This is a genomic window from Radiobacillus sp. PE A8.2 (assembly GCF_045635475.1).
GTDB lineage: Bacteria > Bacillota > Bacilli > Bacillales > Amphibacillaceae > JBJGXI01.
Genome location: NZ_JBJGXI010000003.1, coordinates 53,337 through 77,791, shown reverse-complemented (window position 1 = coordinate 77,791; position 24,455 = coordinate 53,337). Strand labels below are relative to the sequence as shown.

Annotated in this window: 22 protein-coding genes; 21 read left to right on the top strand and 1 reads right to left on the bottom strand. The window is 38.6% G+C overall.

Features of this window, described 5'->3' with window-relative positions:
* From ACI6MV_RS02620 to ACI6MV_RS02560, 13 genes are all read left to right on the top strand, one after another.
* Positions 1 to 231, top strand: coding sequence for an exodeoxyribonuclease VII small subunit (locus tag ACI6MV_RS02620; protein ID WP_407268336.1), 231 nt, complete (start codon positions 1 to 3; stop codon positions 229 to 231).
* On the top strand, positions 232 to 1,116 hold the full coding sequence (locus ACI6MV_RS02615) for a polyprenyl synthetase family protein (protein WP_407268335.1): 885 nt from the start codon (positions 232 to 234) through the stop codon (positions 1,114 to 1,116).
* Between the two features lie 686 nt (positions 1,117 to 1,802).
* Positions 1,803 to 2,384 carry a hypothetical protein gene (locus ACI6MV_RS02610; RefSeq protein ID WP_407268334.1) on the top strand — a complete coding sequence of 194 codons (582 nt, stop codon included), beginning with the start codon at positions 1,803 to 1,805 and terminating at the stop codon, positions 2,382 to 2,384.
* A gap of 34 nt (positions 2,385 to 2,418) precedes the next feature.
* The gene (gene dxs / locus ACI6MV_RS02605) at positions 2,419 to 4,311 is read left to right on the top strand and encodes a 1-deoxy-D-xylulose-5-phosphate synthase (protein ID WP_407268333.1); all 1,893 of its coding nucleotides are present in this window, start codon (positions 2,419 to 2,421) and stop codon (positions 4,309 to 4,311) included.
* A 6-nt stretch (positions 4,312 to 4,317) separates the two neighbouring features.
* Complete coding sequence (locus ACI6MV_RS02600) at positions 4,318 to 5,142, top strand: TlyA family RNA methyltransferase (RefSeq protein ID WP_407268331.1); 825 nt, start codon at positions 4,318 to 4,320, stop codon at positions 5,140 to 5,142.
* Positions 5,143 to 5,230: 88 nt separating this feature from the next.
* Entirely contained in the window at positions 5,231 to 5,680 is a 450-nt protein-coding gene (ahrC, locus tag ACI6MV_RS02595; RefSeq protein WP_407268329.1) for a transcriptional regulator AhrC/ArgR, read from the top strand.
* Positions 5,681 to 5,723: 43 nt separating this feature from the next.
* Positions 5,724 to 7,463 (top strand): DNA repair protein RecN, encoded by a 1,740-nt coding sequence (gene recN, locus ACI6MV_RS02590; protein ID WP_407268327.1) that lies wholly within the window; start codon positions 5,724 to 5,726, stop codon positions 7,461 to 7,463.
* A 369-nt stretch (positions 7,464 to 7,832) separates the two neighbouring features.
* Complete coding sequence (gene spoIVB / locus ACI6MV_RS02585) at positions 7,833 to 9,122, top strand: SpoIVB peptidase (protein WP_407268326.1); 1,290 nt, start codon at positions 7,833 to 7,835, stop codon at positions 9,120 to 9,122.
* A gap of 546 nt (positions 9,123 to 9,668) precedes the next feature.
* Positions 9,669 to 10,451 carry a sporulation transcription factor Spo0A gene (gene spo0A, locus ACI6MV_RS02580; RefSeq protein ID WP_407268324.1) on the top strand — a complete coding sequence of 261 codons (783 nt, stop codon included), beginning with the start codon at positions 9,669 to 9,671 and terminating at the stop codon, positions 10,449 to 10,451.
* Between the two features lie 108 nt (positions 10,452 to 10,559).
* The gene (gene safA / locus ACI6MV_RS02575) at positions 10,560 to 11,153 is read left to right on the top strand and encodes a SafA/ExsA family spore coat assembly protein (protein WP_407268321.1); all 594 of its coding nucleotides are present in this window, start codon (positions 10,560 to 10,562) and stop codon (positions 11,151 to 11,153) included.
* Positions 11,154 to 11,263: 110 nt separating this feature from the next.
* The gene (locus ACI6MV_RS02570) at positions 11,264 to 12,610 is read left to right on the top strand and encodes an aspartate kinase (protein WP_407268319.1); all 1,347 of its coding nucleotides are present in this window, start codon (positions 11,264 to 11,266) and stop codon (positions 12,608 to 12,610) included.
* A gap of 244 nt (positions 12,611 to 12,854) precedes the next feature.
* Positions 12,855 to 13,094 carry a hypothetical protein gene (locus ACI6MV_RS02565; protein ID WP_407268317.1) on the top strand — a complete coding sequence of 80 codons (240 nt, stop codon included), beginning with the start codon at positions 12,855 to 12,857 and terminating at the stop codon, positions 13,092 to 13,094.
* 388 nt (positions 13,095 to 13,482) lie between these two features.
* Complete coding sequence (locus tag ACI6MV_RS02560; RefSeq protein WP_407268314.1) at positions 13,483 to 13,932, top strand: NUDIX hydrolase; 450 nt, start codon at positions 13,483 to 13,485, stop codon at positions 13,930 to 13,932.
* Between the two features lie 453 nt (positions 13,933 to 14,385).
* On the opposite strand, the gene ACI6MV_RS02555 is transcribed toward ACI6MV_RS02560, so the two are convergent.
* Positions 14,386 to 14,619, bottom strand: coding sequence for a DUF2627 domain-containing protein (locus tag ACI6MV_RS02555; protein WP_407268312.1), 234 nt, complete (start codon positions 14,617 to 14,619; stop codon positions 14,386 to 14,388).
* Positions 14,620 to 14,753: 134 nt separating this feature from the next.
* Here ACI6MV_RS02555 and ACI6MV_RS02550 point away from each other — a divergent pair, with 134 nt between their 5' ends.
* The 8 genes from ACI6MV_RS02550 to ACI6MV_RS02515 all read left to right on the top strand — a co-directional run bounded on the left by ACI6MV_RS02550 (position 14,754) and on the right by ACI6MV_RS02515 (position 24,408).
* Positions 14,754 to 16,799 (top strand): sigma 54-interacting transcriptional regulator, encoded by a 2,046-nt coding sequence (locus ACI6MV_RS02550; RefSeq protein ID WP_407268453.1) that lies wholly within the window; start codon positions 14,754 to 14,756, stop codon positions 16,797 to 16,799.
* 140 nt (positions 16,800 to 16,939) lie between these two features.
* Positions 16,940 to 18,034, top strand: coding sequence for a branched-chain amino acid dehydrogenase (gene bcd / locus ACI6MV_RS02545; RefSeq protein ID WP_407268309.1), 1,095 nt, complete (start codon positions 16,940 to 16,942; stop codon positions 18,032 to 18,034).
* Between the two features lie 35 nt (positions 18,035 to 18,069).
* Positions 18,070 to 19,188, top strand: coding sequence for a butyrate kinase (buk, locus tag ACI6MV_RS02540; RefSeq protein WP_407268308.1), 1,119 nt, complete (start codon positions 18,070 to 18,072; stop codon positions 19,186 to 19,188).
* Positions 19,167 to 20,591 carry a dihydrolipoyl dehydrogenase gene (gene lpdA, locus ACI6MV_RS02535; protein WP_407268307.1) on the top strand — a complete coding sequence of 475 codons (1,425 nt, stop codon included), beginning with the start codon at positions 19,167 to 19,169 and terminating at the stop codon, positions 20,589 to 20,591. Before buk ends, lpdA begins: the two co-directional genes overlap by 22 nt.
* An 11-nt stretch (positions 20,592 to 20,602) precedes the next feature.
* Positions 20,603 to 21,601, top strand: a complete 999-nt coding sequence (locus ACI6MV_RS02530; protein ID WP_407268305.1) for a thiamine pyrophosphate-dependent dehydrogenase E1 component subunit alpha — start codon at positions 20,603 to 20,605, stop codon at positions 21,599 to 21,601.
* A 13-nt stretch (positions 21,602 to 21,614) separates the two neighbouring features.
* Positions 21,615 to 22,598 carry an alpha-ketoacid dehydrogenase subunit beta gene (locus ACI6MV_RS02525; RefSeq protein ID WP_407268304.1) on the top strand — a complete coding sequence of 328 codons (984 nt, stop codon included), beginning with the start codon at positions 21,615 to 21,617 and terminating at the stop codon, positions 22,596 to 22,598.
* Between the two features lie 18 nt (positions 22,599 to 22,616).
* Positions 22,617 to 23,870: a dihydrolipoamide acetyltransferase family protein gene (locus ACI6MV_RS02520; protein WP_407268302.1), complete on the top strand. Its 1,254-nt coding sequence runs from the start codon at positions 22,617 to 22,619 to the stop codon at positions 23,868 to 23,870.
* 106 nt (positions 23,871 to 23,976) lie between these two features.
* Complete coding sequence (locus tag ACI6MV_RS02515; protein ID WP_407268301.1) at positions 23,977 to 24,408, top strand: BrxA/BrxB family bacilliredoxin; 432 nt, start codon at positions 23,977 to 23,979, stop codon at positions 24,406 to 24,408.
* Positions 24,409 to 24,455 lie beyond the last annotated feature (47 nt).

Sequence of the window (24,455 nt, the reverse complement as noted above, 5' to 3'; positions counted from 1 at the left end):
ATGGCTGAAAAAAAATTGTCTTTTGAAGAAGCAATGACAAAATTAGAAGAAATTGTTGAGAAGTTAGAAGAAGGCGATGTCCCATTGGAAAAGGCAATTACCTATTACCAAAAAGGGATGGAGTTATCAAAGCATTGTAGTGAGAAGTTATCACACGTGGAAAAACAAATGGAGCAAATTGTCAATGAACAAGGTGACACATCTCCATTCACTGTGCAGGAGGAACAATAGGTGGCAGAATTGTTATCGGATTATATTGCTGAGCGGCAACGTAGTATTAATAAAGCTTTGACCGATGAAATCGAAACACTCCAAATAACGAGTCGGCTAAAAGAATCAATGCTCTACTCTGTTCAAGCTGGTGGTAAACGACTTCGACCTATTCTTATGATGGCAAGTTGTGAATCGTTTGTTGGTAGTTATACTTCTGTAGTACCAGTTGCAGTTGCATTAGAAATGATTCATACATATTCATTAATACATGATGACCTGCCGGCGATGGATGATGACCATCTTAGACGTGGAAAACCTACAAATCATCGTCAATTCGATGAAGCAACAGCCATCCTAGCTGGAGACGCACTACTTACATATAGTTTTGAAGTGATAACAAAAGCTGAAAGTTTAACAGAAGAGCAAAAGATATACCTGATCACAAGGTTAGCACAAGCGAGTGGACCCAAAGGCATGGTCGGCGGGCAAATGCTCGACATGATTGCAGAAGATCAGGAGGTTGATCTAAGTGCGCTCGAGCAAATACATACATTAAAAACAGGCCAGCTTCTTACTTTTGCAATTATTAGTGGAGCCTATATAGCTGGCGCTTCTAGTGAACAGCTGCAAGCTATAGAAAAATTTAGCTATTACTTGGGTTTAATCTTCCAGGTTCAGGATGATATCTTGGATGTAACAGGCGATCCGGAATTAATTGGTAAGCCAATTGGAAGTGATGAAACGAACAACAAAAGTACATATCCTAGATTATTAGGGCTGAACGGTGCAATAAACAAGAAGCAGGAATATGTAAACAAAGCAAAACAAGCATTAAAGCAAGCAGGCGTTAATCAGACAGTACTAGAGTCTTTAACCGATTATCTCAGTAATCGTGATCATTAATTGCCAACAAATTCAATTGAGATTATTTTCACTTTGTGTTATATTAATATTACTTAAGGGATGGTGCAGTATTCTAGTCAGTCCTCCGTTCCTGAAGGCGGGCCTAAAAATCCGCCAAAGGGCACATCGATGAAGTTCCTTGTGCCGGCTTGAGGCGCCCAGCCTTGGGTCGGTGCTGGGAGTTAAGGTTGTAGGGCGATCCACAAAGGCATGTGGGCGAGGACCCTGCTTCCGCGGAGGCCCATCTCTGTGGTAATTGCTTAGCCAAGGAATTACTATGGAATGGGGTATGAACCTACGTAATTGGGATGGGGAATCCTTGTTCGTAGCGTAGCCTGCCTTGAGTGGTACGTAGGGGATTATGGTCATAGGTAACGAGATGGGTGGCCACCGTCTCCGTTACTTTCATCCATATGAAATCCGTACTGCAAAAGAGGCTAGGGAGCGGTCAAAGGCTGTGGAGGAAATCTCCTAGACTGTTCTGTCGGACATTTAAAAGGGATTATAGTGTGGACTAAGTGGTAATCCAGTCTAGCTGTTGGTGACAACGCTAAGATGGGTTTAAAGGGGAACCGCCAGGATGGCAACATTCGGTACCTGTCTGGGAAAACCTACTGGACCTAAGCCGCAGTTTTTACCTTTTGAATGACCATTCCTTTACATAATTTTTTATTAAGAGGTTACTCATGAAATCACACTTACAAAAATCAATTAAATTTAGTATAAGTATCGCCGTTATCACGTTTGTGTTAGCGGCTATTTTTTCAGTTATATCATCCTCCGTATTAGGAGAAGTAGCATGGGTATTCGGTCTAATAATTGTGTTAGTAATCGTATTAATGGGTGTGTTTTTTGACATGCTTGGTATTGCCGCAACTGCTGCGGACGAAGTTCCCTTTCATGCAATGGCAGCAGAAAAGGTAAGCGGTTCCAAACATGCAATTCTCATCGTTCGTAATGCAGACCGGTTTGCAAGCTTTTGTAATGACGTAATTGGTGATATTTCGGGAATAGTAAGTGGAACAGCATCCGCTATCGTTGTATTACAAATTGCAACGGGCTTTGGATATCCAGAGGGGACTAGCTTTCAAATCATTATTTCTGTTATTTTAACAAGCTTAGTGGCCGCCTTAACCGTTGGTGGTAAGGCAATCGGTAAGTATTTTGCGATTCATTCATCCACCTCAATAATATTTTTTGCAGGTAAAATCATTGCTTTTATTGAGGATAAATTTAAAATAAAGGTATTACCGCAAGATAAGAAATAATCTAAGAAATTTGAAGAAGGGGAGGAATCCCGCAATGGACCTTTACAGTATAAAGGATCCTTCGTTTTTAAATGACATGAATAACGAAGAGCTAGAAGTACTAGCAGCTGAGATAAGACAATTTCTAATTAATAAGCTTTCCGTAACTGGAGGACATCTAGGGGCAAACCTAGGTGTTGTAGAATTAACGTTGGCACTACACAAACATTTTGATAGTCCAAATGACAAATTTATTTTTGATGTAGGTCATCAGTCCTATATTCATAAAATATTAACAGGACGTACCGATCGCTTTGAAACATTGCGACAGTATAAAGGGATGTGTGGTTTTCCAAAGATGAGTGAAAGTGAGCATGATGTCTGGGAAACAGGGCATAGCTCTACTAGTTTGTCAGCAGCAATGGGTATGGCGATTGCACGCGATTTGAAGAAAGAAACACACGCTATTGTTCCTATTATTGGAGATGGTGCGCTTACAGGTGGTATGGCTCTAGAAGCATTGAATCACATTGGACATGAGAAAAAGAACCTGACAGTGATTTTAAACGATAATGAAATGTCAATCGCCAACAATGTTGGTGCGCTTCATAATGCACTAGGACGTATGAGAAGTGCTGGAAAATATCACCGTGTCAAAGATGAGCTAGAATGGTTGATGAAAAAAATCCCTGCAGTTGGTGGAAAACTAGCACAAACGGCAGAGCGTGTGAAAGACAGCATGAAGTACTTTATGGTACCAGGTATGCTGTTTGAGGAGTTTGGATTCACTTATTTTGGTCCTGTCGATGGGCACGATTTTCATGCATTACAAGAAAATTTACAATACGCGAAGAAAACGAATGGACCTGTACTCGTTCATGTAATCACGCAAAAAGGTAAAGGTTACTTACCTGCAGAGTCAGATGTGAAAGACAAATGGCATGGTGTTGGGCCATATAAAATTGAATCTGGTAAGAAAATAACATCTGCCAATACCGCACCTGCATGGAGTCAAGTAGTTAGTGATACATTGCAACAAAAGGCAAGAACTGATGAACGTATCGTAGCAATTACACCTGCGATGATTCTTGGTTCTAAATTGGACAAGTTTCAAGAAGAATTTCCAGAACGATTGTTTGATGTTGGTATTGCCGAGCAACATGCGGTCACTTTATCAGCGGGGATGGCAACACAAGGTATGAAACCGTTTTTAGCTATCTACTCGACCTTCCTGCAACGGGCGTATGATCAGTTAGTACACGATGTTACTAGACAAAATCTTAATGTTGCATTTGGGATTGATCGATCAGGATTAGTTGGTGCTGATGGAGAAACACACCAAGGTGTATTTGACATTGCTTTCTTGAGACATTTACCTAATATGGTAGTGATGATGCCGAAGGATGAAAATGAATGTCAGCATATGGTTCATACTGCCATTGAATATGATGATGGTCCGATTGCGGTTCGTTTTCCTAGAGGTAACGGTTTAGGCGTGAAGATGGATGAAACGTTAACAACGATTCCAATTGGAACGTGGGAAGTGTTAAGAGAAGGAACGGATGCGGCTATTTTAACATTTGGTACAACAATTGACCTAGCAATGAAAGCTAGTGAAGACCTGGGGAACATGGGGCTATCCGTAAGAGTCATCAATGCTCGTTTTATTAAGCCATTAGACGAAAATATGTTGCATGCATTAATGGCAGCAAACATGCCGATCTTAACAGTTGAAGAAGCAGTGTTACAAGGAGGCTTCGGAAGTGCTGTATTAGAGTTTGCAGAGGAACATGATTATAGAGAACAAGACATCAAACGAATCGGTATACCTGACCGTTTTATTGAGCATGGAAAAGTGGAACAGCTATGGGAAGAGATTGGACTTACGAAAGAAGCAATCGTGCACAAAATGCAGCAAATGCTTCCTAGTAAACAACAGAGGGCTTGAGTTAACATGAGTAAAAAAGTTAGGTTAGATACATTATTAGTCGACAGAGGTTTAATAGAGACGAGAGAGAAAGCAAAACGTACAATCATGGCTGGTTTAGTTTTCTCGGAAGGAACACGACTCGATAAGCCTGGCGTTAAGGTGAGCGAAGATATCGTCTTAAATGTGAAAGGCAAAGCGATTCCTTATGTCGGTCGTGGTGGTTTGAAGCTAGAAAAAGCGCTACAGCATTTTCAACTTGATATAACAGGTAAAACAATGATGGACGTTGGCTCTTCAACAGGAGGTTTTACCGATTGTGCCTTGCAACATGGCGCGCAAAAAAGCTATGCAATTGATGTTGGGTACAATCAATTAGACTGGAAATTACGCACCGATGAGCGTGTAATCGTTATGGAACGTACTAATTTTCGCTATGTAACACCAGACATGCTAACTGAAGGATTACCAAACTTTGTATCTGTAGATGTTTCATTTATCTCGCTCAAATTAATCTTGCCAGTGATTACGAAAGTAACTCAAAGTGGTACAGATGTCGTAACACTGATTAAGCCGCAATTTGAAGCAGGGCGTGAATCTGTTGGTAAAAAAGGGATTGTCCGTGATGCAAAGGTGCACAAACAAGTGTTAGCAGAAATTATAACTTTTGCCAATAATCTTGGGTATGTATTAAAAGGCCTAACCTTTTCTCCAATTACAGGTGGCGATGGAAATATCGAATTTTTAGCGCACTTTTATTGGAATCAGGCAAAAAAAGAAGGAAATCCTATAAATAATGTCGAAATTGATTGTGTAGTCGATAAAGCACATGAAACACACAATCAAGCATAGTTGATTGGGCTACAATTTTGTAGCCCATTTCGCATGATTATGATAGGCTTTTTGTAGTGCCCTTATTGTGGCAGATGGAGGGAAAAAAGTGAGCAAAAGTCAGCGTCACATTAAAATCAGGGAATTAATTACCGAGCATGATATCGAAACACAAGATGAACTTGTTGAGCTACTACGTAATCTCGGTTACAATGTCACTCAAGCTACGGTGTCGCGCGATATCAAAGAATTGCATCTTGTAAAGGTGCCGGCAATAGATGGCAATTATAAATACAGTTTGCCTGCAGATCAGCGGTTTAATCCACTTGAAAAATTAAATCGTCTAATGATTGATGCATTTGTAAAAGTGGATACGGCAGGGTATTTTATTGTCGTTAAAACACTACCAGGTAATGCAAATGCCGTAGGTGCTTTAATTGATCATTTAGATTGGAATGAAATATTAGGCACAATTTGTGGTGATGATACGATTTTAATTATTTGTCGTACAGAGAAAGATACGGAACTTATAAAAGAACAATTGTTAGAAATGTTATAATATTGATACAATTTTTTACTATAAAAAATGGGGTGTCATCTTCATGTTAACGGAATTATCCATTAAAGACTTTGCGATTATCGATAGTATTACGATTACCTTTTCTGACGGGCTAACGGTGTTAACTGGTGAAACGGGTGCGGGGAAATCGATTATCATTGATGCTGTTCAGCTGCTTGCTGGTGGACGAGGATCAGTAGAGTTCGTGCGACATGGTTCAGATAAAGCTGACATCGAAGGCTTATTTATTATTCCTAATATAAAGCATCCAATATACAGAACAGCCAGTGATTATGGAATTGAAATTGGTACAGATGGAATGATTATTTTAAACCGAATCATTACCTCTAATGGGAAAAGCATATGTCGGATAAACGGTAAGCTAGTAACGTTAGCAATATTGAAAGAATTTGGCAAAACCCTTATTGATATACATAGCCAAAATGAAACCCAATCCTTAATGGATGTAGATCGACATATCGAGCTTTTAGATTTATATAAACAAAATGAATTGAATAGCGTCATGACTGATTATACAGAAATATATACAAAGATGAAAAATTTGAAAAAGCGCTATCAAAAACTTAGTGAGAATGAGCAAGAGATGGCACAACGTCTTGATTTATTAGAGTTTCAGTTAAAAGAAATTGAAGAAGCCAACCTGCAACCAGATGAGGACGAGCAATTAACAGAAAAACGTAGAAAACTTCTGAATTTCGAAAAAATTTATCAAGGTGTAAACCAAGCCTATGATGCACTTTATGGTGAACAAAAGGGACTTGATTGGTTATCATTAGCAATGCAAGGTTTAGAAGATGCAGGTGAACATGATCAAGAAATAGCAGGTAAGAAAGAAGAAATTACCAACCATTATTATATGGTGGAAGAATTAACTTTTTATTTGCGCAACCATTTAGATTCACTGGAATTTGACCCAGATCATTTAAATACAATTGAGTCTAGGTTGAATGAAATTAATCGATTAAAGAAAAAATATGGACAAACGGTTAATGATATGCTCGAGTACGCTTCAAAAATTGAAGAGGAAATAGACGAGATTAAAAATAAAGATTCCCACTTGTTAAATATGCAAGAAGAATTAGCTGAAATAGGGGAAGATGCGCTTGTCGAAGCAAAACACATCCATGACCTCCGTAAAGAAGCAGCTAAGTCATTAAAACATGCTATTCAATTGGAATTGAAGGACCTTTACCTAGAAAAAGCATCGTTTGATGTAGATTTTTCAATGAAAAAAGGCAAAGATGGGGATCCAGAAATAAATGGTGTGCCAATACAACTGCAAACGAACGGATTTGATACCTTGAAATTTATGATTTCAACGAATCCAGGTGAGCCTCTAAAGGAAATCCATAAAGTAGCATCTGGAGGAGAATTGTCTAGGATTATGTTGGCTTTGAAAAAAGTATTTGCTAGCCATCAAGGTGTAACAAGCGTCATTTTTGATGAAGTAGATACTGGTGTTAGTGGAAGAGTCGCGCAATCAATTGCAGAGAAAATTTATGGCATCTCAAATGGATCACAGGTATTATGTATCACCCATTTACCTCAAGTAGCGTCCATGGCTGATACCCACCTTCAAATTGAGAAGCATACAACCAATGACAGAACAACAACATCAGTTAAAGGATTGCCTAAAGAAGAGCGTGTGGAAGAGATTAGCCGAATGATGACAGGTACTGAAATAACGTTCACTTCGATGGAACATGCGCGAGAATTAATTTTATTAGCTGATCGTTTTAAATCTAATCTTATTATGAAATAATCCTTTGCCACCTGTTGGCAAAGGGTTTTTAATAAGATAAGAATTAGGCGACTTCACGAATCTCCTAACGATAAGTCATCATCGATTCAAGTGTTGTGGCAGGTCGACGTTGGACTTGTCGTCCAACGTCGACCTGCCTCATTGCGGGGCATGATTCCTTTATCTCAGTCGATTCGCTCCAGACGCTACGTTTCTAAGCGACGCTCTGCGCTTTTCTTGATTATTCACTATTCCTTCGTTTTAATTGCATACAGTTTAGGAAAGATTAACCCTTTTTTCTCATCTTTACAGGGTTTAAAAATTAGCATGTAAGGTCAAATTAGAAGTACAGAGAAAAAGATATGGGTTAGGAACGAGGAGAGTGAAAGAATGAAATTTAACAGTATCCGTAATGGAATAGGAATTATGCTCCTTGTTGCTTTCCTTAGCATTCCATTTTTAACACCATTTCAGACCTATTTATCAATCCCAAATCAAATTACAACTTTTCACAATCAGGACAACATTGATGTTCCGACTCTAGGGACAAGTGTTGCGGTTAGTAGTACGGATGATAATCAGGTTATTCAAGCTTTAGGTGATACCGAATTTACAACGGTTAGTCCTGGGCAAAGTGAGATTGTATATGAACTCGCTGGACTTCCAATTAAAAAAGTAAATGTAGATATACTTGATGATTTTAAAGTGATACCTAGTGGTCATAGTATTGGTGTCAACTTACAAACACTAGGTGTGTTAGTCGTAGGTCATCATGTTATCGATTCGAAAAATGGAAAGAAATCACCAGCTGAAGAAGCGAATATCCAAGTTGGTGACACGATTCTTAAAATTAATGGAAAAGATATTAGCAGCATGAAAGATGTTGCTCCATTTGTAGAACAAGCCGGCGATGATGGAAAAGCGTTAAATGTTACCATAAAAAGGAACGAAGAAACGTTTGAAACAAAGCTAAAGCCAACAATGGACGAAAAAACAAATGAATATAAAATTGGATTATATATCCGCGATTCAGCCGCGGGTATTGGTACAATGACGTTTTACGATCCGAAGTCTAAAAAATATGGAGCCTTAGGTCACGTTATTTCTGATATGGATACAAAAAAACCAATTGAAATAAATGATGGCACGATTGTTTATTCTTCAATAAAATCAATTGAAAAAGGAAACAATGGCGTACCAGGAGAAAAACATGCAGAGTTCTCTACAGCAGATGGAGAGCTTGGGACGATTACAAAAAATAGTCCATTTGGTGTGTTTGGTAAACTCAACAAAGATTTGAATAACGGTGAATTCAATGAGCCAATGCCAATTGCATTGTCAAGTGAAGTAAAAGAGGGACCAGCAAAAATATTGACTGTTATAGAAGGTAGCAAGGTAGAGGAATTTGACGTCGACATTGTGAACAGTGTGCCACAGAAATTTCCTGCTACAAAGGGTATGATTCTGAAAATTACCGATCCAGAACTACTCGATGCTACTGGTGGCATAGTACAAGGGATGAGTGGTAGCCCAATTATTCAAAATGGAAAGGTAATCGGCGCAGTTACACACGTTTTCGTTAATGATCCAACGTCCGGATACGGCGTCCACATCGAATGGATGCTGAATGAAGCTGGAATTGATATTTATGAAAAAAGCAACGATAAAAAAGCCAGCTAACAGAACAAAACGAACTCTTACCAATTAATGATTGGTAAGAGTTTTTTTTGCGGGAAGGTTGGTAGTTAGGAACTGAGGTGCGGTGGAGTATAGATAACGTTAAAAGTATTTAATCGAGTAAGTTTAGGGATGAAGAAGGAAAAGGCATGTCTGATTAGCATTTAATTGAGTAAGTTTAAGGATGAAAATAGGAAAAACATGTCTGATTAGCATCTAATCGAGTAGGTTCAAGGATAACAGAAATACATAATAATTCATCGAAAGATCAAGTATGTCTAAGGATGAATGCGGCAAAAACATACTTGTCGATCACTTAACCTTAGTAGCTATTTAGAGTCAATTCCTTTTGTGTTACAATAAAATAAAGATTATTCGACAAATATATCTTTATTTTTGTCGGTATATATCGAAAATAAGAGAAAACATAAGTAAATTAAAGCATAACGAAAAAAAATAAAAGTTTTTCCGTTAAAAGAAGGAATTTTAAAACTTGTGTCGAAAATGTAATGTGGAACTAGATGAGGACTACGTGAAGGAGGAACAATTTTGGAAAAAGTAAAGGTATGTTTAGTTGATGACAATCGAGAGTTAATACAACTTATGGAAGATTTCTTTGAGGACCAGGCCGATATAGAGGTGATCGGGACAGCTAATAATGGTAAGGAATGTTTAGAGATGCTTGAGGACTTAAATCCGGATGTATTAGTGCTTGATATTATCATGCCACACATGGATGGTTTAGCTGTTCTAGGTAAATTAAGAGAATCTGAAAAAGAGAAATCTCCGAGTGTTATCATGTTAACTGCATTTGGACAGGAAGAGGTTACTAAAAAAGCAGTTGATCTTGGTGCATCTTATTTTATTTTAAAACCATTTGATTTAGGTAACTTAGCAGATCAAATCAGACAAATGCATGGTGTTAACTCTGGAATGGATTCAAAACTTTTAAAAACAAAAGCAAAAGATAATAAGAAGAAAGACCTAGAAACAAGCATTACGCATATTATACATGAAATTGGTGTACCGGCCCACATTAAGGGTTACATGTACTTAAGAGAAGCAATTACAATGGTTTATAAGGATATTGAACTACTTGGATCAATTACAAAGGTACTTTACCCTGATATCGCTAAAAAATTTAACACGACCGCTTCACGTGTGGAACGTGCCATACGTCATGCGATAGAGGTAGCATGGAGCCGCGGTAACATGGACTCAATTTCGTCTTTATTCGGTTATACTGTTAGTGTTTCAAAAGCAAAACCTACAAATAGTGAATTTATCGCGATGGTCGCTGATCGCTTGCGTTTAGAGAATCGTGCTAGTTAAACAAAATTCAAATCCCTTTGATCATAAACAAAATGATTAAAGGGATTTTTCGTGTGCATAAAACCTTCACTTTAGAGGAAATTTATTACTAAAAGGAGGGAACATCACTTGAAAAAAATTCTATACTTAGCTTTGTTTTTATTTATTGCAGTTCCATTGTCCGTATCGGCACAAGGTTCGTACACCGTTCAACCCGGAGACAGCATGTGGAAAATCGCGGTTCGTTACCAAATTGGAGTAACGGAAATTATTGAGGCTAATCCGCAGGTGAAAAATCCAAATTTGATTTATCCAAAGCAGAAATTAAACATTCCTAACATTGATTCGGCTAAGCAAATTGAGCATCAAGTCATTCAATTGACGAATCAAGAACGAGCGAAACAAGGTCTACCTGCACTAACACCAGATTGGGAGCTGTCACGTGTCGCGAGATATAAATCACAAGATATGCATGATAAAGGATATTTCTCTCACAATAGTCCAACCTATGGTTCACCGTTTACGATGATGCAAAACTTTGGTGTCAACTATAGGAGTGCTGCAGAAAATATTGCAAGAGGTCAACGTACCCCACAAGAAGTTGTTCGAGCATGGATGAATAGCCCAGGCCATCGAAAAAATATATTGGGAAGCTACACCCATATTGGCGTAGGGTATGTAAAAGATGGTAACTATTGGACGCAAATGTTTATCACGAAATAAATTTTAAAGACCTTGATATTAAATCAAGGTCTTTTCTATAACAATTGCTTACAAAGTGTGTTATTATTTTGAATTAGACAGATTACAAAAAGTTAAGTGGGGAGATTTAAATGAAAGTAGCAAAGTTTGGTGGAAGTTCAGTCGCAAGTGCAAGTCAATTAAGAAAGGTTGCCGATATTATTAAGTCTGATCCAGACCGCAGAGCAGTTGTTGTATCTGCCCCTGGAAAAAGAAGCGGTGATGATACGAAGGTAACCGACATGTTAATTGCGCTTGGGGAAGCGTACATTCGTGGAGAATCATATCAAATCCCTTTAGAAAATGTAATTGATCGTTTTAAATCGATTACGCAAGAATTGCAATTATCTGATCAAATATTATTGGAAATTGAACAAGAGGTTGAGCTTGTTTTATCTAAAGACTATGAAAATGAATTCAAAATTGATGCCATTAAGGCAATTGGCGAGGATTCCCTTGCTAAAGTGTTAAGCGCATATTTACAATCGATTGGTATAGACGCGACTTACTTAAATCCAAAGGAAGCAGGCATTATTGTTAGTGATGAGCCTGGCAGTGCGCAAATTGAAGAGGAAAGCTTTGAACAGCTGTATAAAATAAGAGAACGTAAAGAAATCGTAGTAATTCCAGGATTTTTTGGTTATACAAAGGATGGAAAGTTAGTAACATTTTCACGTGGTGGTTCTGATATCACTGGATCAATTGTAGCAGCAGGCTTACAAGCTGACATTTATGAGAACTTTACTGATGTAGATTCTGTATTTTGTGTCAATCCAACAATTGTTGATAATCCAAAAGAGATTACAGCTCTAACCTACAAAGAAATGCGAGAGCTTTCCTATGCAGGTTTTACCGTTTTCCATGATGAAGCATTAATACCTGCGTTTAAAGCAAGTATCCCGGTTTGTATAAAGAATACAAACAACCCGAATGGATTAGGAACGATCATTGTCGCACAAAAAGAGACAGGTGATAACCCGGTTGTAGGGATTGCAAGTGATTCAGGATTCGTTAGTCTTTATGTAGGTAAATATTTAATGAATAGGGAGCTAGGCTTTGGGCGTCGCTTGTTGAATATTTTAGAAGACGAGCATATTTCCTTTGAACACACACCATCAGGGATTGATGATATTTCTGTTATCATCCGAGAAAGTCAGCTAACCCCAGCAAAAGAAGAGAAAATTATGCAACGTATTAAGGAAGAATTAAAGCCGGATACTGTATACATTGAACGTGATTTATGTCTCGTCATGGTTGTTGGTGAGGGCATGGATAGTACAGTCGGTGTGGCTCATAAAGCAACAGAGGCTTTCTCGAAAAATGGAATTAACTTAGAAATGATCAACCAGGGATCATCAGAAGTATCGATGATGTTTGGAATTAAAGCAGCAGATGAAAAGAAAGCAGTTCAAAGCCTGTATCGTGCGTTTTTTGAATAAAGATGTCTGTTTTGATTAAGAAGTTTGTATAGTTTCATAAGGTTTCATAAGAAATAACTTTAAAAAGCATGTGAATCCATAACAAGATTCGCATGCTTTTTATTATTGATTAGAAACATTCAATAATTATAGGTCATACGTTTAATTGGGATATTGAGGGAATTGAATGTTAAATTCAGATAATTATGTTACGCTTAAAAAAAATTATTAAAAATATTCGCGATTTAAGTAACGTGGTACATTAGTGAAACAACTTATACAAAGGGAGAGGGTTGTAATCGGAATTATCATTGCTATTATCGTAATTGGTGCTATTTTTTGCTCAATTGCTGCTTGGGTGAATACTAAGACAATTATAGATGAACTAAGAATAATAAAAGAACATCTGGGTATTGTCGAGGAGGAAGAAGATATATCGGTTTTTTCCGTAGATAAAGAAAAAAGTAATGAATATTATTTCTTTTGCATTAATTCACAAGCATAAATAAGATACGGTAGTAATAATCGTTATTTATGTCTCGTCATGGTTGTTGGTGAGGGCATGGATAGTTCAGTGGTGTTGCACACAAAGCAATCGAGACTTTTTCAAAAAAAGGCATCAGCTTAGATCGTTAACTAAGGATCATGAGAAGTATCAATAATGTTCGGAAATAGAGTTAAAGCAGTGGATGAAAAGAAAGCAAATCAACATGAGAATTGAAATGTAGAAGAGGAAATAGCATCCTATTATCATTGACGAATAATATCGTCGTGCTTATAAAGGGTGCTATTTTAGTGGTATTCTTTAGAAAATGCAGGCAATATTATTATGGTAAAATATAGTTATACAAAGTAAATATTATTGTTGGAAATCAACCTTTTGGAGGAACAAAATGGAGTACTATAAATATCTTAGGCGCTATGTTGGTAGTAGACCAATTATTTTACCAGGTTCTGTTGTTATTATTTTAAATGAACAAAACCAAGTATTGTTGCAAAAAAGGAAAGATGGGAACTGGGGATTACCAGGTGGTTTAATGGATTTAGGAGAAAGTTTTGAAGAAGTAGCAAAAAGAGAGGTATTTGAGGAAACAGGATTAATAGTTAAAAATTTAAGATTACTTAGTGTATTCTCGGGTGCTGACTATTATTTTAGAGTTTCAAATGGTGATGAATTATATTCGGTGACAGCTGTTTATTATACTAAGGATATAAGTGGAGATATGAAGATAGATTATAGTGAATCGGAAAAAATGCAGTACTTTTCAATAAATAGCTTGCCTGATAAATTAACTGATGAGTATAGAGGATTTATAGAGCAATACATTAAATGTAATAAATGAACTCAAAGGAACTGGTAGATAGGTACTCTGGCATCATTGCCGGTGTATAATTACTTGAAAAGCAGGCAGTAGGGATACAAAAAAAGCTTGAGTTATGAAAGATTACCACAAGCTTTTTTGTTGTCTAGGGAATTATAAAATTAAACAACAGTGGATATCTTACTAAGTTATTTAGCCACATCCAGCTCCAGCGCTAAAGCTGTAGTGAGACAACACCCGCCTCCGTACGATAAGTCAACATCGGTTCAGGTTTTATTGAAGGTCGACTAAAAGCGGACTTGTCGTCCAAAGTCGACATACCCCTTATGCAGGGGCATGTTTCCTTACTCCATCGAAAATATAGAACAATTTTCTTCGTGCGAGGTAAAGCTTCGAAGCCTACTCTGGTCCTACGGTTCAGTCCAGTCCATACGTCGCTAAAGGGGCGCTTGCGCTTTTGTTCTATGCTTTATATTATTTTCGATTAAATCGCCCTTTTGTTAAATTTCTTTTTCGATCTCGGTGCAAAATAAAACCACCAATAAAAATAAGGCCTGCGACAAAAAATATAAGTCCAGCTACAAATTGGATGCCGACGTGAAAGAAAATAGGGAACAAAACGCCAAATAAGGAATCTCTCATTAGTTTAACACCAAGTGTAGCGAGTATTCCGGGTATTACTAAGGTGAATAAGGCAACAATACGCATGGTTATACTCCTTCGTTATTCTCTCTATGGAAGTAGTATAGCATGTTCGACTATCAAACGAAATAACCTTGCTAAATTATGCAGGAAAGTCTAAAATGATAGTATGCAAAAAAATGCAGAGGCGTGGTTATATGATGAAGCGAATTGCTATCATTGGTGCAGGTCAACAAGGCAATGCATTACTTAAATTACTGCTAACATTGAAACACATACATATTGTTGCCGTTATTGATCAGGATCTAGATGCACCTGGTATCCAAATGGCCAGCAGACACGCTATCTTTACTACGAAAGATTGGCGAGAAATATTAAGTGAAAAGATTGATCTTGTTTTTGAAACAACAGGATCATCAGAATTATATGAGAATTTGCTCGAGGAGCTATTAGACAATACTACTGTAATTACACAAGTGAATGCTACATCTTATGGAGAAATGCTGGCTGAAACAGAGGAATTACAACAACAAGCCTTTTATCAAGCATTAATACTAAGCAACATTCACGAAGGATTAATCGTAGTAGATATTGATGAATCTGTTAAGTTTGTTAACCAGAGAGCAGCCGAAATCATAGGAATAGAAAAACAACAATTAGTAAAAAAGCCAATTCGATCTCTAATCGAAGAGTCTAGATTTCCACAGGTGTTGCGTTCAAGGAAGAGTGTAATTAATTACGAGCTAACCCTGGGCAATGGAAAACCAATTGTATCAACAATCAGTCCGATTATCGATGGAGAATATAACTTAAAAGGTGCGTTTGCTATATTTCGAGAAGTTTCAGAGGTTGTTGAAGTAGCTGAAAGAATAAGCGGCCTAAATGAAGTTAAAAAAATGCTTGAAGCTATTTTCGAATCTTCAGAAGAGGCCATTTCTGTCGTTGATGAACAAGGTAAAGGGATTATGATCAACCCTGCCTATACAAACCTTACTGGATTAACGAAGCAAGAGGTGATCGGAAAACCAGCGACCGTTGATATTTCTGAGGGAGATAGCATGCATATGCGGGTGTTACAATCGCGCAGAGCTGTCAAAGGTGTGCGTATGAAGGTAGGACCGCAAAATAAAGATGTAATTGTTAATGTTTCTCCGATTATTGTAGAAGGTAAATTAAAAGGTAGTGTTGGTGTTTTGCACGATGTCTCCGGGATTCAAGTCTTAACGAATGAGTTGAAGCGAGCAAGACAAATCATTCGAAATCTAGAAGCAAAGTATACATTTGATGACATTATTTGTTCCTCAGGAGAAATTAAACTAGCATTGGAACAGGCGAAGGTTGGTGCTATTACGCCAGTTTCGGTATTGCTACGAGGCGAAATAGGGACAGGAAAAGAACTGTTTGCTCATGCTATTCATAATGAAAGTAATCGCAAGTACAATAAATTTATCCGTGTTAATTGTGCTGCTAAAAGCGAATCAGAGTTGGATAATGAATTATTCGGTTATGAAGACGGCAACGAGACAGAAGGTAATAATCACATCATCAAAGGATGTTTGGAAGAAGCAAATCACGGAAGCATTTTCTTAGATGATATTGCGTCGTTGCCAATAGCCTTGCAGGACAAATTAATTCGGGTGCTCAAAGAACAAAAAATCGTTCGCGTAGGTGGTCGAAAGGCGATCGAGATTGATGTAAGAATGATTACAAGTACAGATGCTAACTTAGAGAAAGCAGTCACAAACGGAACATTTAGTGAAGAACTTTACTATCGTTTAAATCGTCTTCCAATTTATATCCCGCCACTAAGAGAAAGGCTACATGATTTGGAAGATCTTATTTACCAGCTCATACATAAGGTCAATCAATATTATGGTCATTCGATTGTAGCGATTGACGAGCAGGCATTGCGTTGCTTAAAACACTATGATTGGCCAGGTAATATAAGAGAATTGGAAAATGTGATTAGCAGGGCAGCGATTTTTATGAAAATGAATGAAGCTGTTATTACAATTAAGCATTTACCTGAATTTGTTTTAAGAAGAGATGAGCAACCTACAGAAGCAATTCCTGCTGTTGAAGATTGGCAGCAGCAATCCTTACAAGAAGCAATGGATGGTTTCGAGAAAAAAATGATCGCGTCCGCTTATCGGGCAAATCGGAACAATAAAACGAAAACGGCCGAAGCCTTAGGAATATCGATACGTAACTTGTATTATAAAATGGATAAATATAAAATCGAATAAATTAACCTGCAAGAAATTGCATGGTATAAAATACGCTTATAAACTCGCATGCAGTAAATCGTGCTTTTAGAATGCTTCATAAATGCAATACTAAATAACAATATGTTTTGAAGCGAACAACTATTAGGAGGACCACATCAATGGAAATTTTTAATTATATGGAAAGCTATGATTATGAACAACTTGTATTTTGTCAAGACAAGCAATCTGGATTGAAAGCTATTATAGCCATTCATGATACAACATTAGGACCGGCATTAGGTGGGACGAGGATGTGGACCTATGCATCAGAGGGAGCTGCAATTGAGGATGCGCTTCGACTAGCAAAAGGAATGACATATAAAAATGCCGCTGCTGGATTAAATTTAGGCGGAGGAAAAACGGTCATTATCGGGGATCCGAGAAAAGATAAAAATGAAGCTATGTTCCGTGCTTTTGGCAGGTACATTCAAGGGCTTAATGGAAGATATATTACGGCAGAGGATGTTGGCACAACCGTAGCAGACATGGACATCATTCATGAAGAAACAAATTTTGTGACGGGGATATCACCAACGTATGGTTCATCAGGAAACCCTTCTCCAGTAACTGCTTATGGTGTGTATCAAGGTATAAAAGCAGCGGCACGAGAAGCGTTTGGTTCAGATGTGTTAGAAGGTAAAAAGATTGCTGTTCAAGGAGTTGGAAGTGTTGCTTATACACTTTGTGAACATTTACATCAAGAAGGTGCACAGCTAATCGTTACCGATATCAATGAAGAGGCTGTTAAGCGTGCGGTGGAGGCTTTTGGAGCGAAAGCAGTTGACCCGAATGATATTTATGCTGTCGAGTGTGATATTTATGCACCGTGTGCGCTAGGGGCAACGATAAATGACGACACGATTCCACAGCTAAAAGCAAAAGTTATTGCTGGAGCAGCAAATAATCAATTGAAAGAAACCAAACATGGAGACATCCTACATGAAAAGGGTATTGTTTACGCACCAGATTATGTTATTAATGCAGGTGGTGTGATTAATATTGCTGACGAACTTAGCGGTTACAATAAGGAACGTGCCTTAAAACGTGTCGAAACAATATATAACAATCTTGCAAAAGTGTTTGATATTTCTAAACGAGATAATATACCGACTTACTTGGCTGCTGATCGAATGGCAGAACAAAGAATTGAAGCCTTAAAACAGTCAAGAAGCCAGTTTTTACTGAACAACAATCATATTTTATCCAATCGGTAATCGATTGAATGGAGCGACAAGGAGGTGGATGTTAAGTGGAAAAGATAACCCGTATACTGGTTATTAATCCCATTTCTATTTCAACAAAAATTGCACTATATGATGACGAACATTGCATATTTGAGAGAAGCATTTTCCATCCATCAATAGAATTAGCTAATTTTAATCGTGTTATTGATCAATTACATTATCGTAAAAAAGCTGTATTGGAAGAACTAGATCAGCAAGGAATCAACATTTCGAAGCTTCGTGCTGTTTGCGGTCGAGGTGGATTACTTAAACCGATTACTGGTGGCACATACCAAGTTAATAATGAAATGCTGCAGGATTTACGAATGGGGTATAATGGAGAGCACATTTCAAATTTGGGAGGAATTTTATCTTTTGAGATTGCCAATGGGCTAAACATTCCTGCTTTCATAGTAGATCCTGTCGTTGTTGACGAACTGGACGAAATTGCGAGGGTAACAGGTGTACCGGAGATTCGTCGAAAAAGTATTTTTCATGCGCTCAATCATAAAGCTGTCGCTAGGGAAATTGCGACAGCTTTAGGAAAAGCGTATTCTGAAACAAATTTAATTGTCGCCCATTTAGGTGGAGGAATAACGGTAGGTGCACATCGTCACGGTCAGGTTATTGACGTTAATAACGGGCTCGATGGCGATGGGCCATTTTCTCCAGAAAGAGCAGGCACAGTCCCGGCAGGTGATTTAATTGAGATGTGTTACTCAGGGCAGTACAGTCGTGATAATATGTTAAAAAAGATTGCTGGAACCGGTGGCTTACAAGCTTATTTTCAAAAAGCAGATTTAACCGATATTAATGCCCATTTACAAGCAGGAAATAAACACGATCAGTTAATCTGTGAAGCGATGGCGTATCAGGTAGCGAAACAAATTGGTGCCATGAGTGTTGTGCTACAAGGACAAGTGGATGCGATTGCGATTACTGGAGATTTGGCATATTCCAAACCGTTCGTGCGGTTAATTTCAAGTAAGATAGATTGGATTTCGGATGTATTTATTTATCCGGGCCAGAATGAAATGCAGTCGTTAGCATTAGGAACGCTTCGTGTATTAAGAAACCAGGAAGAGGTAAAGCAATACCCGCAAAATCGAAAGGAGGAAGCGTTATGGCACGAGAATATGACCTAGTTATTTTAGGTGGGGGAACAGGCGGTTATGTAGCTGCGATTCGCGCTTCGCAATTGGGGTTAAAGACGGCAATTGTAGAGGCAGACAAATTAGGTGGTACATGTTTACATAAAGGCTGTATCCCATCAAAAGCATTACTTCGTAGTGCCGAGGTTTATCGCCAAGTGAAAAAGAGTGCAATGTACGGTGTTGAAATAACTGATGCTACGTTAAATTTTCGCAAAATTCAATCACGAAAAAATGATATTATTGATACGTTATATAGCGGTGTACAAGGTTTAATGAAAAAAGGAAAAATCGACATCTTTGAGGGGTTTGGCCGTATCTTGGGTCCATCGATCTTTTCACCAACTGCCGGGTCAATTTCTGTAGAAATGAACAATGGGGAAGAAAACGAGATCCTTATTCCTAAAAATGTGATTATTGCGACTGGTTCACGACCAAGGACATTGCCAGAAGTAGAGATAGATGGCACGTCGATATTAACTTCTGATCAAGCACTGGAAATGGAAGAGCTTCCTAAATCAATCATCATTGTTGGTGGTGGTGTGATTGGTATTGAGTGGGCATCAATGCTCGCTGACTTCGGTGTAGAGGTAACCGTGGTTGAATATGCTGATCGGATTTTGCCAACAGAGGATGTGGACGTTTCCAAAGAAATGAAACGTCTGTTAAAGAAAAAAGGTATTAACATTCTCACTTCAGCAAGCTTACTACCAGAGACTATACATAAACAAGAGCTAGTTGAAGTAGAAATTGACCATAATCAAACAAAAACTAAATATAGTGCTGAGAAGCTACTCGTTTCTATTGGTAGAAAAGCGAATACAGAAAATATTGGCTTGCAAAATACAGATATACAAACAAATCAAGACGGGTCGATTGCTACCAACCAATTTTATCAAACCAAAGAATCACATATTTACGCAATTGGTGACGTGATCGGTGGCATGCAACTCGCACATGTTGCTTCTCATGAAGGAATTACTGCTGTTGAACATATCGCAGGTACAAATCCTATCAAGCTAAATTATCAGCAAATACCGAGTTGTATTTATGCGAATCCTGAGGCCGCAAGTGTTGGTTTAACAGAAGAACAAGCAATCGAGCAAGGATATGACGTTAAAATAGGAAAGATGCCATTCAAAGCAATTGGAAAAGCACTTGTCTATGGTGAAACAGATGGGTTTGTTAAAATAATTGCAGATAAAAGCACCAACGATTTGCTAGGTGTTCATATGATTGGCCCGCAAGTTACCGAGCTCATATCAGAGGCAGGACTGGCAAAAGTATTAGATGCTACACCATGGGAAATAGCAGAAAGTATTCACCCACACCCGACGCTTTCTGAAGGCATAGCAGAAGCAGCGTTAGCTGTGGATGGCTTACAAATACATGGATAGGAGTGAATGAAATGAAAGTAACTACAAATAGACACGAGACGCTTGGCTTAACGGATGAGCAAGTATTGGATATGTTCCGCACGATGCTGTTAGCACGTAGAATTGATGAAAGAACATTATTGTTGAATCGTTCTGGAAAAATTCCATTTACGGTATCTTGTCAAGGGCAAGAAGGTACACAGGTTGGCGCAGCCTTTGCACTTGATCGGGAAAAGGATTACTTCTTGCCTTATTATCGTGATATTGGGGTTGTTTTGGCGTGCGGCATGACCGCGCAGGATTTGTTGCTGGCAGCATTTGCGAAGCAAGAGGATCCGAATTCAGGCGGCAGACAGATGCCTGGACATTTTGGACAAAGAAAAAATCGAATTGTCACAGGCTCTTCGCCCGTGACAACACAAGTTCCACATGCGGTTGGTTTTGCGTTAGCTGCGAAAATGGAAAAGAAGGATTTTGTCAGCTTTGTCACATTAGGTGAGGGCTCCTCCAATCAAGGTGATTTTCATGAAGGAATTAACTTCGCTGCTGTGCACAAGTTGCCGGTGATTGTACTTGTTGAAAACAACAAATATGCAATTTCTGTTCCGGCTAGCAAACAATATGCATGTGATTTGTTGTCAGATCGAGCGAAGGGCTACGGAATTCCTGGTATAACAGTTGATGGCAATGATCCATTGGCTGTATATGAAGCAGTAAAAGAAGCAGCCGAACGCGGGCGTCGTGGTGAAGGGCCGACACTGATTGAGGCAGTATCGTACCGGTTGTTACCACATTCGAGTGATGATGATGACTTAACGTATCGTACGAAAGAAGAAGTGGACGATGCAAAACAAAAAGATGCCATTGTTACGTTTGCAGCTTATTTAAAAGAAGCCGGTCTATTAAATGATACAAGCCAACAGGAATTAGAGGATGAAATAAAGGGAATAATCGATGCTGCTACAGATTATGCAGAGCAAGCAGCTTATGCGGACGCAGAAACCATTATGAAACACGTATACGCAGAGTGAGGAGGGGAAAACAATGCCAGTTATTTCTTATATTCAAGCAATAACACAAGCATTAAAGGAAGAAATGGAACGTGATGATAAAGTATTTGTACTTGGGGAAGATGTCGGTGTCCGTGGAGGTGTATTTCGCGCCACCGATGGTTTGCATGAACAATTTGGTGAGACAAGGGTACTTGATACACCACTAGCCGAATCAGCAATTGCTGGAGTCGGCATTGGTGCGGCAATGTATGGTTTGCGACCTGTCGCTGAGATGCAATTTGCCGATTTTATCATGCCAGCGGTTAATCAGATTGTATCGGAAGCGGCAAAAATTAGGTACCGCTCGAATAATGATTGGATTTGTCCAATCACAATTCGTGCTCCATATGGTGGTGGTGTTCACGGTGCGCTTTATCACTCTCAATCGATAGAAGCGATGTTTTCCAACCACCCCGGCTTAAAAGTCGTCATGCCATCTACACCTTATGATGTGAAAGGCTTATTAAAGGCTTCAATTCGTTCGGATGATCCGATCCTTTTCTTAGAACATAAGCGGGCATACCGATTAATTAAGGGAGAAGTGCCAGAAGAAGATTATACACTACCAATTGGAAAAGCAGATATTAAGCGAGAAGGAAATGATATTACCGTAATTACGTATGGATTATGCGTTCATTTTGCCTTGCAAGCAGCTGAAAAATTACAAGCAGAAGGTATTGACGTACATATTCTCGATTTGCGTACCGTCTATCCATTAGATCAGGAAGCAATCATAGCAGCAGCATCAAAAACAGGTAAAGTGTTACTCGTGACTGAGGATAATAAAGAAGGAAGCATAATTGGCGAGGTGGCAGCAATTATAAGTGAACATTGTTTATTTGATCTTGATGCGCCAATTAAGCGTCTAGCAGGACCAGACGTACCGGCAATGCCATATGCGCCAACATTGGAAAAACAGTTTATGATCAATCCAGAAAAGGTCGAGAAAGCGATGCGCGAGCTTGCAGAATATTAACGTAAAGGAGGAACTGTTGTGCCTTTAGAAAAAATACTAATGCCTCAGCTAGGGGAAAGTGTTACCGAGGGAACTATTAGTGGCTGGTTAGTGCGTGTTGGACAAACCGTCCATAAATACGATCCAATAGCTGAAGTAATGACCGATAAAGTAAATGCAGAAGTACCATCCTCTTTTACTGGGACAATTAAAGAAATTACTGTAGAAGAAGGGGAAACGGTTGCTGTTGGAGAATTGATTTGTTATATCGAAACAGAAGCAACAGGTGAGGTAACACCAACTACTGATAAAACAGAAAGCGGTGATGAGCAAGTGCTGTCTGACGATAACACGCAAGATCAATCGATGAAAAAACGCTATTCCCCAGCTGTTTTACGTTTATCGCAAGAACATGATATTGATTTGAGTCAAGTTGACGGGACTGGTAAAGGTGGAAGGATTACGCGTAAGGATGTAGAAAAAATTATCGAAACCGGCGGCACACCGAAACAACCAGACACTGTTGCAACAGAAGACCCGCAACAGCCAACACAGATCCCTGTTAAAAAACAAGATTATCCAAAAACACATACTGGTGATACGGAAATTCCGGTTACAGGAGTACGAAAAGCAATCGCCGAGAATATGGTGCGTGCCAAGAAAGAAATCCCTCATGCATGGATGATGGTCGAAGTTGATGTGACCAACTTAGTGAAATATCGAAATAGCCAAAAAGATGCTTTCAAAGCTTCTGAAGGCTTTAATTTAACGTATTTTGCCTTTTTCTTAAAGGCTGTATCTACTGCATTAAGAAAATTCCCGCAGATGAACAGCTCATGGGCTGGCGAAAAAATTATCCAGCATAAAGCGATTAATTTATCGATTGCAGTTGGAAAAGGTCAGGAGTTATTCGTACCAGTCATTCGCAACGTTGATGAAAAAAGTATAAAGCGGATCGCAAAGGATATTGACATGCTAGCGATGAAAGCAAGATCAGGAAGTTTGACGACAGCCGATATGCAAGGTGGTACATTTACGGTAAACAATACAGGATCATTTGGGTCAATTCAATCCATGGGTGTAATCAACTATCCGCAAGCAGCGATTCTTCAAGTCGAATCAATTGTGAAAAAACCCGTGATAATCGATGACATGTTTGCAGCGCGTGATATGGTTAACTTGTGCTTATCGCTAGATCACCGTGTGCTCGATGGCTTAATTTGTGGGCAGTTTATGTCTTACCTCAAAGAAATATTAGAAAATGTAAGTGAGTATAATACGCCAATTTTTTAATTGCACGATGACGTAGCTAGTAGGAACTGGGCAATTATATTGCATCCTGATACTAATCTTGGTACGATGTAGTTACTATATGTAAGTATGAGGAGTTGAAGAAGTAATGGATTTTAATTTATATATGAACGATATCGTAGATGGCGCTAGAAAAGAAATTACTGATGCAGGCTATGATGAATTGAAAACGCCTGAGGAAGTAGAACAAGCATTAACACGTGAAGGAACAACACTAGTGATGGTTAATTCTACTTGTGGTTGTGCGGGTGGTGTTGCTCGTCCAGCGGCGGCACATTCGATTCATTATGATAAACGACCTGAGCATCTTGTAACTGTGTTTGCAGGACAAGACCGGGAAGCAACAGAAAGAGCACGTCAATTTTTCGAAGGCTATCCACCGTCATCTCCATCGTTTGCTTTATTAAAAGATGGTAAAATAGTTACCATGGTGGAACGTCATGATATTGAAGGCTTTAGCCCAGTAGATGTTGTGAGTAAGTTGCAAAAGATCTTCGATGACAATTGTCAAGAAGTATAAGTAAGTTGTCAAAAACCCTTGTTAAGTGACAAGGGTTTTTTTGTTCG